This is a genomic window from Mesorhizobium sp. P3_B5, assembly GCF_056402815.1.
Map to the genome: position 1 here is coordinate 31,524 of NZ_JBFUGR010000010.1, position 12,279 is coordinate 43,802.

Sequence of the window (12,279 nt, forward strand, 5' to 3'; positions counted from 1 at the left end):
ATGATGGGTCTATGGGGCATTCATCTTTGGGGCTTTCTCCCACGCCGACATCCGACAACCCGCCGTTTCCCGCAGCCCTGCGGCTTTTCTCGGTGGGGGTCATCATCGTCCTGATCGTAGGCGCCGGCCTGTTTTTCGCGCCTGCGCTGGTCAAGCCGCGCTGGCCTTGGCCCGTCACGCCATTCAGTGCCCGCTTCCTCGGCGGCTTCTACACTGCCGAAATGGCGGTGATGGCGGCGCTCTTGTTCTGGAACCGCTGGTCGCCCGGCAGGCTGGTGCTCGTCATGGCCTTCATCTTCACCGTCATCGTGTCGGCGGTTTCGTTGATCAATCTCGGCTATTTCAACTTCGAGCGAAAAGCGACCTGGCTCTGGTTCCTGGTCTATCTTGCCTCGGCCGCGGTATCCGGGCTGTTCCTGTGGCGGGCCAGGGCCCATCCTTCAGCAAAAGGCGTGACCCTAAACCCCGCATGGCGCGGCTACATGTTGGCGGAAACGGCGATCCTTGGGCTCTATGGCTTCGGCATGTTGCTGTTTCCCCTGATGGTCAGCAGCACTTGGCCATGGCCGGTCGATCCCTTTCACGCCCAGGTCTACAGCGCCATCTTCCTCGCCGGCGCTGGCGGCGTGTATCTCGTCTGGAAAAGCGCGCCGCGCGAGGAGTTGCTGGTGCTCGGCCTGGCGCAGTTTCTGGTTGGCCTGCTTGCCATCCTTGGCCTCGTCATCACCGACGCTGCAGTGCACCGGATCGACTGGACGGCGACCGGGACATTGTGCTGGCTCGCCCTTTTCGGCTGGATCGGGATCAGCGGCGCCTTCAAGCTCTACGCCGCCTCCCGGCATTTTAGCGCGCAATCGGCGGCATAGTCTGCAGAGACGGCTGGATTTTCAGGTGATGTCCGGTGCATCGTGCCGGGCCGATTGCGTTCGCCGGGAAAGCCATGACCTCGCCATCCGAGAAAATCCAGCCGCAACTCCGGGCCGTCCGGCCAAGCGATGCGGAGGCGCTTTGCGCTATCTTCAACATGCCGGGCTTCCGCTGGGGGACGCTCAGGATGCCGTTCGAGATGGTGGAGCAGGTGGAGCGGCGCATCGCCAAATCCGGCCAGGAGACCACTTGGATCGTTGCCGAGCTGGACGGCAAGGTGGTCGGCCATGGCAGCCTGGTCGTGCAGGGTTCGCCGCGCCGTTCGCATATAGGCGAGATCAATATCGGCCTTGACGATGCCTTTGTTGGCAAAGGCATCGGCTCTGCCATACTTGGCGCGCTGCTTGAGGTGGCCGACAATTGGCGCGCCCTGAAGCGGGTCGAATTGACCGTCTATGCCGACAATGAACCGGCCATCCGCCTCTACACCAGCCACGGCTTCGAGATCGAAGGCCGGCATTTGAAGGCCGGTTTTACCGACGGGCAGTATCACGACCTCCTGACCATGGCACGGCTGCGGTTCTGATGACCGCCGACTTTGCCCCGACCCCTGCGCCTCCGGTGGAAATTCTGGCTGTGCTGTCGCTGCTCTGCCCGGAAGTCGTGCGTGATATCAAGCAGAACTGGAATGCACCGGTTTCCGAATACGCGCGCCATCTGTGGCGGCCGGTGGCAAGGCCTGCATCGGGGCCGGCGATCGCTGCCCGCTCGATCCTGCGCGACGTTCTGCATCAGCGCCTTGGTTTGATCATACAGCCCGAAGAGATCGGCAAGGCCCTCGACGAATTCGAGCACAGACCGGTGATCCAGTCCGGCTTGCACTGCCTGCTTTTGATGGATCGTATCACCTTCGATGCGCTGCTGCTTGCCTGGCTCGGCGCGGTTGAAAACGGGCTATCGGCCTTCTTCGGCTTCATGGGGGCGACGATGACCATGGAGACTATCGGCCGGGAGGGGCCGGGATGGCTCGATGTCGGCGACGACAAGGTCAACCTGTTTGGCATGGGGCGCCACAAACTGTGCCGCAAAAGCGTCTGCGCGGCCGGTCCCGTCACCCTCAACAAACGCGCACTCGAAGCGGTGGGCGACGAAACGGACACCAGCCGCTGGCTGGGTACACTGCTCGCCAGCCAGGACAAGGTGTTTGCAACCGCCGCCGATGCGCTGACAGCCCTCAACCAGGATTTGGTTGCCGATTGGGATCGTTCCGGCATGGCCCGGCCGGTCTTCATCGACGATAGGCTCGCCGCTTCTGCCATGGCGCGGCATCTGGACGATGACGGCAGCCTTCTTTCCAGGCTGCTCCTTGAGCCCGCCAGGCGCCAGCGTCTCGACCATGCCTTGCAAGAGGCCGCGTTGGGCCCATTCGGCAGATTCCTGCCCAATGCCACGACCTATTTCTGGGGCGTCCGCGAGGAGCGCGTGCGCAAGCTCGCCCTGGAGAACGGGCAACTGATCGAGCCTGACAGGCCGCATGGTGTTTCCATCCCGTTCGAGCGGCCGCATCTCAGGCAGGCGCTGCTGGACGGCGTGCTGCTGCCGGACTTGTTCCTGACGTTCCTCGTCCTTGCCATATTGCCGCGGGTGCGGGTTGTGGGCGGCCTGAGACAGGTTGGCTATGTAGCGCTTTTCCACTCGATCCTGCTGTCTGCGCTGGACGAAAGCGCGCCCGAAGAGCGCGATCTGGCTGCGGAGTTGCAGGTTCGGGAAAATGCCTGGGGCATGCGGGTCATCGATGAAAAGATCTCGGTCCGCGAGCAGCTTGCCGGCCTGCCGGAAGGAGCGCTCTTCCCAGACCTGCTTAGGCAATACCGTTTGCGGACATTTGCCGACACGACCGAGGATCTGAAACTGGTTCGCGAAAACGCCCGATGGCGCAAGATCGGCCGGGCCTCCGGCGTCTGATCCGGCCGTCACCCTGTCATGGCACCAGACCGGCCTTGCGGAGCCCTTCGACCATGAGGTCGAAATCGGCAGGGTTCTTGTAAGGCAAGACTTTGCGACGGTATTCCAGCGAATAGTCGGGATTGACGCGAAGCAAGTCCTGCCATGCCGCGCGGGCCTCCTCCAAACGGCCCAGATGGCCGTAGCAGGCAGCCAGAAGCGCGCGCGAGACGTCGGTGACAGCGTTGCGAGCCAGCCGTTGCAGCAAGAGGTCAACGGCCTCTTCGTACCGTCCCAGTTGAAACGACGCCAAGGCCTGGAAGTGCAGAAGCACATCGGGAAAGTATGGGTTCAAGGTCTTTCCTCGGGCGAAACTCTCGAGGGCCTCCTCGGGTCTGCCCGAATAATACAGCACCTCGCCGCGGCAGACATGCCCTTCGGCGAAGTTCGGATTGAGGACCAGTGCGCGCTCGACCTCGTCGATGGCCCCATCGTGTCGCCTTGTGTACAGCTTGGCCGTCGCCAGCGCCCAGTGCGCCCAGGGATCGCTGTCATCCAACGTTACCGCTCGCGTTGCGGCCTCTTCCGCTTGCGCCATCGATTCCGACGCACCCCACCTGTTGAGGTAATCGAGTCCGTGCGTGAGGGCGAGGAAAGCGTGGGCCGCGGGAAATTTGGGGTCCAGTTCGATGGCCCGATGCAGGAGCTCGCGGGCCGCGACGTTCGTGTCCTTCGTCAGCCGATGCCACAGCTCCCGGCCGCGCAGGAAACAGTCATACGCCTCCGGGCTGCGCGGGTGCTCGGGCGCCAGCCGCAGACGGTCATCCTCGGTCAGATTGAGCGCCAGCGCACCGACGATCTGCTGCGTCACGTCGTCCTGCACGGCGAATATGTCGGTCAGGTCGCGATCGAACCGCTCCGCCCAAAGATGACCGCCCGAACCTGCATCGATGAGCTGCGCGGTGATGCGAACCCTGTTCCCCGACTTGCGTACGCTGCCCTCAAGCACATACCGCACGCCGAGTTTCGTGCCCACCTCCTGCACATGGACGTTCTGGCCCTTGAAGGTGAACGACGAATTGCGAGCGATGACGAAGAGCTGCGACAGCTTGGACAGCGCCGTGATGATGTCTTCGGAAATGCCATCGGCGAAGTAGTCTTGTTCCGCGTCACCGCTCATATTGGCGAACGGCAGGACGGCGATCGACAGCTTCGGCGGCACTGCGGCCGCCGGCCGGCGGGCGGCGGTTTCCGAGGTCGCGGTCGCCTTGGCCCCGGCGCTGCCGACTTGCAGCGAATAGACCCGGATCGGCTCGGCGATGTTCTTGAGCTGCGTGCTGCCGAGATCGCTGACCGAGAGGTCGAGCCTCGCCTTGACCTGGCGATACGCATCCTCGGACAGGCAGATGGCGCCGGGCGCCGCGACGCCCTCCAAACGCGAGGCGATGTTGACGCCGTCGCCCATCAGGTCGCCGTCGCTTTCCTCGACCACATCCCCCAGATGGATGCCGATCCTGAACTCGATGCGGCGCTCCTGCGGCACACCGGCATGCGCTCCACCATGCCGTTCTGAACCTCAACGGCGCAGCGCACCGCATCCACGACGCTGCGAAACTCAACCAGCGCCCCATCCCCGGTGCGCTTGATCACCCGCCCGTTGTGCACCGCGATGATCGGATCGATCAGGTCGCTGCGCAGTGCCCGCAACCTCGCCAGGGTACGATCTTCGTCGGCGCTCGCGAGCCGGCTGTATCCGACCACATCTGCAGCCAGGATTGCGGCTAGCTTACGGTTCTCGCTCATGGGTTCGTCTCCTCATCTCCGCGATAGCAGGAAGACGGAAGGGTAAGAGGGAATTTTCGCAAACGACGGCCACGCAGCCGCCCGAATCGGCAGCGCTTTGCCCCAGGACCCACGGATCGCTTGACGCCCATTTGCGCTGCCGCTTGCTGGTCGACGGCTATCGGTTCATCCTTGTGATTACCCTGGCCGTGAAGGCGTAGCGAAATCACGCCGTCACGGCCCCTAGTGAGGTCTTGTTCTATGGACTGCTCGGGCTGCGGTTTCGAGGTTGAGAGCGGCTTCGCCTTCTGTCCGAGGTGTGGCAGGCGCCAGCCCGCGCAATGCGCCAGTTGCGGCTATGCCTGCGCACCTGATTTCGAGTTCTGTCCGAAATGCGGGGCAAGCCTCGGTGCGCCCGCAAAAGCCGTCGAGCGGCCTGCTCCGACACCAAGCCGGACCATTGTGCCGCCTTCTCGAACTCCGTCGCTGCTTGCGAACATCGAAAGCGAGGAAGGGCTGCATCCCGTCTCTGACGCCGATCGCCGGACGGTAACGGTCCTGTTCGCCGACCTTTGCGGCTTCACGACGCTCAGCGAGCAGCTCGACCCCGAGGTCATGCAAACGCTGCAGAACGAACTGTTCAAGGAACTGACGGCGGCCGTGCGAAACTTCGGTGGTTTCGTCGACAAATTCATCGGCGATGCGCTGCTGGCATTGTTCGGTGCGCCGGTCGCGCATGAGGACGATCCGGAACGTGCGCTTCGCGCCGCTCTCGACATGATCGCCCGGACGGCGCGGTTCGGCGAACGCGCCCCCCACTCCGGCTCGCCTCTGCTGCTCCATATCGGCATAAACACCGGTCCCGTCGTTACCGGTGGATTGGGCATCGGCACCGCCAAATCCTATTCGGTGACCGGCGACACAGTGAATACGGCGCAACGCCTGCAATCGCTGGCCGCGCCGGGCGAGGTGCTGGTAGGCGAGCTCACGCACAGGCTGACCCGGCATGCGTTCTCCTACGAGTCGATGGGTGATGTCGTGCTTCGCGGCAAGGCTGGCAGTGTGCTCGTCCATCGACTGGATGCACCACTGGCGGCGCCGCGTGCAGCGCGTGGGCTCGAGGCGCTCGGCCTCAGCGCGCCGATAATAGGTCGTGGTGCGGAGCTCAACAGAATGCTGGCCAGCCTTGACCAAGCATGCGGCGGCTCGGCCCAACTTGTCCACCTCGTCGGCGAAGCCGGTATCGGGAAGTCGCGGCTGGTGAAGGAGTTCGTCGCCCGCGTCGGCGACGAGGATCGTTTTCGCAACGTCGCCGTGCGGCAGGCCACGTGCTCACCGCTGGGCGAACAATCCTTCGGCGCCTTGGGCGCGGTGGTGCGCAGCGCTGCCGGGATGATGCAAAACGACAGTGGGGACGAAATGCGGGCGAAGCTCGCGGCCTTGCTTACCGATCTCGGCCTGCAGGGCGACGAGGCGAAGCGGCTGATGCCCTTGCTCTACCATGTGCTTGGCCTTGGCGACCCCGATGCCACCTTGCAGCATGTCGAGCCCGAACAGTTGCGGCGGCAAATTCTCTACGCGGTCCGCACAATCATCGAACGGCGGCTTGCGCTGTCGCCTTTGTTGATTGTCGTCGAAGACCTGCACTGGGCCGACGCCGTGTCGCTCGAGGCACTGCGTTTCGTGATGGACAGGTTGGAACGCACGCGCTTGATGTTGCTGGTCACGCATCGTCCGGCGCCGGACAACGACCAGCTCGATTCAAGTCGGGTCAGTCACACAGCGCTCCGGCTTTCGCCGCTCAACAGTGACGACGGACGCAGCCTGCTGGTGGCGCTTTTCGGCGAGAGCTGGGTAAACTCCGCAGGCGGGCTTGTCGACCAGATCCTCGAGCGCGCAGGCGGCAACCCGCTTTTTGTGGAGGAGATCGTTCGCGGCCTTATCGATCGCGGAGTGCTGATGCGCGAGGGCCAGCGATGGCGGACTGTGGCAGGCGAAGTCGCAACCGGCATTCCCGCCACCATTCAGGCAATGTTGCTTGCTCGCGTCGACCGGCTGCCCCAGGAGGTGCGCCGGTTGGCCCAGGAAGCCGCGGTAATCGGCCCGCGCTTCGATGCCACACTTTTGAAAACCGTGACAGCCGACCCCGGTCGCCTGGAGGCCGGCTGCGAACTGCTTTGCGACGCGGAAATCATCGAGGAGGTTGCCGGATCAGGCTCGGTCTCGTCGCAAAGCTACCGCTTTACGCAAACATTGCTGCAGGACGTAGTCTACCAGAACCTGTTGCTGCAGCGCCGGACCGACATCCACGGGCGGGTCGGTTCTGCCTTGGAGCAACTGTGCGGCGACAAGCCGGAACGGCTCGAGGATTTGACCGTGCTCGGTCATCATTTCGCACTGAGCGCCGAGCGCGAGAAGGGCGCGCATTACCTGCAGGCGGCGGGCGATCGCGCTCGCATGATATACGCCAACGACGACGCCCTTCGTTTCTACGAGCGAGCACTGACTGCGTTGGACGCGATCGGGCAAACACCGCTCAAACTGGCAATTGCAGAGCGCATTGCCGATTTGAGCGGCCCGGCAGGCCGCCGCGAGATCGCGCACCACCACTACGAGACGGTGTTGCAGGCGTACCGCGCGTCAGCCGATCGTGTCGCTGCGGCACGCGTTTTGCGTAAGATCGGTCGGCTGCTCTGGGACGTCGGCAAGCGGGACAACGCAGAATCCCGCTATGCTGAAGCGGCGGCGCTCCTCGATGGAGCGGATGCTCCGGTCGAGCAAGCGCATCTGTGGCAAGAACGTGGCCGACAGGCGTTCCGTAGCGGAGATCACGCTCTCGCGGCAAAATGGGCAGACGCGGCGCTGGATTGCGTAGGTGCTCTGACAGCCGAGCATATCTCCGAGGTGGGGCGTGATGCCACTCTCGTGACCGCCGAGGCACTCAATACCAAGGCTGTCGCGTTGGCTCGCCTTGGGCGAAACCATGAAGCCGTGCGTCAGGTTGAGCGTAGCATTGAATTGGCGGAAGCCGCCGGTCTACCGGGCGCGGCCTGCCGCGGCTACACCAATCTCGGCGTGCTTTACACGACCATCGATCCGGCGCAGGCGATGGATGTCTGCCGGCGCGGTCTTGAAGTGGCGCGCCGTATCGGTGATCTGGGCTTCCAGGCGCGCCTTCTCGTCAATCTGGCGGTCGCTTGTTGTACTTTCACGGATCGCTGTCCAACGGAGGGCGTGCCTGCCGCCGAGAAGGCCATCGAGATCGACCGCGCGCTCGACCAGCGCGAGCACCTGGCGGTGCCGTTGATCGTGCTTGGGCAGATCCACCAGTGCAACGGCCGCCCGGACCTGGCGGTTAGCTTGTTCCAAGAAGCACTGGACGTAGCCCGCGAAACGGGCGAACCCCAACTGCTGTTTCCGTGCTATGATGGTCTTGCAACGCTCAATCTCGACCTAGACAATCTGGCCGAGGCCGAACGTTACTTTTCCCTGGCGCAGGGTATATGCGCCCAGCACGGGCTCGACCCGGAAGGGCTTGTGGTGCTGCCGTTTCTTGACTAGCCGGGGTTGGAGGTTGGAAATGTCCGCGCGTAGTGACTTGTTGCCGCTTCAACCGGGCGACCGGGCACCGAACGTGGTCCTCGACGCCATTACCCAGGAAGGCAAGATCGCGCTTGACGACTTTCGCGGACAAAGGCCGGTACTGGTCGGCCTGTTTCGAGGTCTGCATTGTGCGTTTTGCCGGCGCCATATCGCCGCCCAGGCGCGGCTTGATCCGGAGCTGCGCGAAAGGGGCGTGGGGAGCCTGACGGTGGTCAACACGCCGATCGAACGGGCGCGTCTCTATTTCCGCTACCACCCGATGCCGAACCTGCTTGCGGCCTCGGACCCGGAACGCGCTTCACATCGTGCTTTTGGGCTGCCCAATCTCGAATTCACCGAGAACGAGACGAACTGGCCGTACAAGGTCGCGATGGCAGCGGCACAGGATATGCGGGTCGACATACCTGGCGAATTGCCCGGTCCCATGGATCCTATGACAGCCGCCGCAATCCTCGACAAGAAGGACCACTACGAACTGACCGAAGCCGACGAGCAGATGATGGCAACGGGACACGGACAATTGGTCGGTCAGTTCCTGCTGGACCGGCAGGGGATCGTCCGCTGGAGCTTCACGGAGGTTCCGGAGGGTGGGCGATACATGTTTGGGGCGCCAAACCCGCAGGAGCTGATGTCAGCCGTGTCCCAGGTCGCCCAATAGACTTGCGAAGGGGTAAACGGCGGGACACTGACCCACTACCGTTCATTCGAGCACGGCCTCGACAGTGGCAACAAAGTCATCGAGCGTGCGGTCCCCGCGAATCTCGATGCGCGGCAGGTCGATGGGATCGCAGTCGAGGTCCGCCGGCCCGTGTTTGCGGCCGAAGCCTACTCGATAGCCACACTCCTTGGCGAGCCGGCCAAGCCGCCGGTCGGTGACAGAGAAGGGTGCCGTGAACGCCGTGGTTGGCCGACCGGTCCACCGTTCGATGAACATACGAGAGCGCAGGAGCTCGGCGGCCAGGTCAGAACTCGACAGACCATCGATAGCGCGATGCGTCGCCATGTGGCTTCCGAAGAAAGCACCTTCGCCGGCGAGGCGTCGCACCGTCCCGGCGTCCATAAGCTGCGTCGGCGGACCGCTGTAGGCGTCCCACTGTGCACCTTTACCCACCAGGTCCGTCACCAGGAACACTTCCGCGGTCAGGTCGTTCGCACGCAAGGTCGGCCACGCATGGTCGGCAAAGTTCTGGAAGCCGTCATCGAAGGTGATGAGCACTGGGCGGCCAACGAAAGGTTGACGGTTGGCGATGAACCCTTCCAACTGCTCGGAATTAATCGCGTGAAAGCCATTGGCGCGCAGCCAGGCCATCTGGCTGGCGAATGCGGCGGGCGTGAGCCGAAAACGGGCAAGCGCGGCCGGACCATCATCGGCGACGCTGTGATACATGAGGACAGGGATACGCTGCCGCCGCTCGTTACGCGCGACGTCGCGGCGCAAGGCCCGCGCCCCGCCCCAGATGATATTTCGCGCGACCCCGATTTCGATGGGCGCGCGGATTGGCACATGATCAATCACCGGCTCCGTCGCCTCGTCGTCCGGTGACAGGCGGCAGAAGCGGTCTATGCGATAGAGCTCGGTCTGGATCGATTGCTCCAAGACGAGGCCTTCGGTCGCTGCCAGCGCCTCTGAGATCGCTTGGGCACCGAATGTGTTCCAGTCGAAGCCCGTCCTTTCAACATTGTCACGCAGCACGAATGCGTGTGCGCTGATGAAACTGCCGCCAGGCGCCAACGCCTCAGCGAATTTTTTGGTGATGCGCCGCAACTCGGCGAGATCATCCAGATAGTAGAGCACTTCCGAACAAAAGATCAGATCCATCTCACCCGGCAGCGTGTCCGCGGCGAAATCCAGCACGCCGAACTCAATGTTAGGCTGATCACTACATCGCGCACAGGCCCGCTCGATGGCTACGGCGGAGATGTCGGTTGCGGTCAAATGGCTCACACGCGGTGCCAGCTGCCGCGTGAAGTGGCCCTCCGCGCAGGCCAGCTCAAGCGCCCGTCCGATGGGACCGGCAGGCAGGATTTCGAGCTGCCGCTGATATTTTTCCTGCTCATAGAGCGAGCCGTAGTTCCACGGATCCTCGGTCGCGAAATAGCTGTTCCAGAACGCCGTGCGATCATTCCTATCCGCGGCCCGTGCTCGGCGCCGCGCTGCAGGAGGCTGTGCTGGTTCGGCGCTCGACCGAACCAGCTCCCGCGCTTCAGCGGCCAATTGGGCGAGTTTGCCGAAGTGACCGTCCGGATCGGACCGGCGTTCGGCTGTGGACAACAATGCCTCGGCTGCAAGCGTGTTTGACGTGTCGGCACAGGTGCCCTCTTGCGGTAGAGGCGATCGTCTCGCAAGCCTTGCGGGACTGTCTGAAAGCCGCTCAGGCGGCACGACATCCAGAATCAATTCGATCCAATGATCCGTTGTCACTGTCCCGAGTACGCCGAACTGCACGACAGCCTCGATCTGGCCATCCATCATCAGGTAGGCATAGATTTGATCGATTCCTTCCGGAAGTTCGATCGAGGTCGGATTTCGAGCGTCGACGCGAAGTCCAAGTGTCCGCGCCAGCCTACGCGGCGCGGCAAGATCGTCGGCCTCGAGAAGCATCTGCTCAAGGTGATACTGGACGCGGCGAGCCGCTGCGGGATTGTCCCAGACCTTGCCGAGTTCGATGATCAACTCGGTGATGGCGCCGCCGAACCTGTCCCAGCTGGCAGCCAATTGCGCTGGCACCGACAGGCTTCCTGCCATAAGGCCATCGACGGCCACCTTGGCGATCTCACGCGCCCACTTACGTCCTGCCGGGAGCGCGCGCAGGGACTGCGGGTCGATCGAGCGCGAGCCGCAGCCGCAATCCGACGCGGCGTTCCACAACGCGAACCACGCGAGTGCTTCGGTAGCGGTGCCGCCGTTCGCCGAAATCGCTCCATTGGCGTGCGCTGACGCCGGGTGTTTGACCCTGGGATCAGCAGAAAAGCCGCGGGCGATCACGATTTCCGCATCTACCAGCATCTGCGTTGAATTGCGGGAGAGTGCATTGGGGCTGGCCCGATAGAAAGCGAGCGGCTCGTCGACCAGCACCCAATTTTTGCCCAGACGTGCGAGGCGCTGCCACAGATCCCAGTCCTCGCAGGTGCGCAGCGACACATCGAAACCGCCCAACTCGACAATTGTCTCCCGGTCGACCAGCAGTGCGTGCGTGCGGATGGCACACCGGCGGGCGAGCGTTTCGAAGGGCCGGATCGCAACCTCCGTTGAGATGCTCGAAGGGGTGAGTTCGCCATCGGGCATCACGCGCCGAGAACCGCAATAGGCGGCCACTGCATCGGGAGCGGTTTTCAGCGCGGCCAGCATTTTCGCAAGGAAGCTGGCATCCACCCAATCGTCCGCATCCAGAAACATGAGCCAGTGGCCGCGCGCTGTCGAAATCCCGCTATTGCGCGCGCCGGCTGCGCTATGCGCGCAAGAGCTCAACGTCCGAAATCGGGCATCGCGCTCCACATAACCGGCGATGATCGCGGGGGTGCGGTCCGTGGAGGCGTCGTCGACGATGATCGCCTCCCAATCCACAATTTCCTGATCGAGAAGGCAATCGAGTGCGCGCGCCAGCGTTACCTCCGCGTTGCGAGCAGGGACCACGATTGAAACCAAGGGATTATGCGCCACGCCGTCTTACCCGCGCCTGGTTCGAAGATAGAACAAGATCCGTTGATCTTTCTCGGCGTAGGCCGTCACAATCGACGCCGATCCGTCCGTCGACCCATCGTCCACCACGACTATATCCAGTACCTGATAGGTCTGCCTGCGGATGCTGGCAAGCGTTGCGCCGATGGTTTGCTCGGCATTGAACATCGATACCACACCGCCTGCGGGTTCATTGTCCTGGATCATCGAGCTTTCGTTCTCTTCGGCAAGAGTCGGCGAATGTCGAAAAACGGATGACGGCATCGGATGGCAGCACTGCCCTGTCAAGAACGGGGCGAATTAGAGGCAGGCAAAAAAAGACTTGAAGACAGGCTGAATGGCAAGCGCTGATGCCCTCGTAGCATTGGCCTGGGATTCTGGTGCCGGGCGTTCTGCGCCCTGCA

7 protein-coding genes and 1 pseudogene are annotated in these 12,279 nt (G+C 63.1%); 5 read left to right on the forward strand and 3 right to left on the reverse strand.

Annotated features, from left to right (window positions below; all coding sequences use genetic code 11):
* Window positions 1–11 precede the first annotated feature (11 nt).
* From AC1DVW_RS22600 to AC1DVW_RS22610, 3 genes are all read left to right on the forward strand, one after another.
* On the forward strand, window positions 12–866 hold the full coding sequence (locus tag AC1DVW_RS22600; protein WP_477326015.1) for a hypothetical protein: 855 nt from the start codon (window positions 12–14) through the stop codon (window positions 864–866).
* 74 nt (window positions 867–940) lie between these two features.
* Complete coding sequence (locus AC1DVW_RS22605) at window positions 941–1,453, forward strand: GNAT family N-acetyltransferase (RefSeq protein WP_477243154.1); 513 nt, start codon at window positions 941–943, stop codon at window positions 1,451–1,453.
* On the forward strand, window positions 1,453–2,832 hold the full coding sequence (locus AC1DVW_RS22610; RefSeq protein WP_477243153.1) for a hypothetical protein: 1,380 nt from the start codon (window positions 1,453–1,455) through the stop codon (window positions 2,830–2,832). The genes AC1DVW_RS22605 and AC1DVW_RS22610 overlap by 1 nt, the downstream gene beginning before the upstream one ends.
* A gap of 16 nt (window positions 2,833–2,848) precedes the next feature.
* Here AC1DVW_RS22610 and AC1DVW_RS22615 read toward each other — a convergent pair.
* A pseudogene (locus AC1DVW_RS22615) lies at window positions 2,849–4,614 on the reverse strand (adenylate/guanylate cyclase domain-containing protein).
* A gap of 240 nt (window positions 4,615–4,854) precedes the next feature.
* Here AC1DVW_RS22615 and AC1DVW_RS22620 point away from each other — a divergent pair.
* Window positions 4,855–8,154 (forward strand): ATP-binding protein, encoded by a 3,300-nt coding sequence (locus AC1DVW_RS22620; RefSeq protein WP_477326017.1) that lies wholly within the window; start codon window positions 4,855–4,857, stop codon window positions 8,152–8,154.
* 19 nt (window positions 8,155–8,173) lie between these two features.
* A complete protein-coding gene (locus AC1DVW_RS22625; protein WP_477326264.1) occupies window positions 8,174–8,854 on the forward strand; it encodes a peroxiredoxin-like family protein in 681 nt (226 codons plus the stop codon).
* Window positions 8,855–8,896: 42 nt separating this feature from the next.
* On the opposite strand, the gene AC1DVW_RS22630 is transcribed toward AC1DVW_RS22625, so the two are convergent.
* Both AC1DVW_RS22630 and AC1DVW_RS22635 read right to left on the reverse strand, forming a co-directional pair.
* Complete coding sequence (locus AC1DVW_RS22630; RefSeq protein ID WP_477326019.1) at window positions 8,897–11,857, reverse strand: trifunctional glycosyltransferase/class I SAM-dependent methyltransferase/polysaccharide deacetylase; 2,961 nt, start codon at window positions 11,855–11,857, stop codon at window positions 8,897–8,899.
* A gap of 6 nt (window positions 11,858–11,863) precedes the next feature.
* Window positions 11,864–12,082, reverse strand: coding sequence for a glycosyltransferase family 2 protein (locus AC1DVW_RS22635; protein ID WP_477326021.1), 219 nt, complete (start codon window positions 12,080–12,082; stop codon window positions 11,864–11,866).
* Window positions 12,083–12,279: the final 197 nt, after the last annotated feature.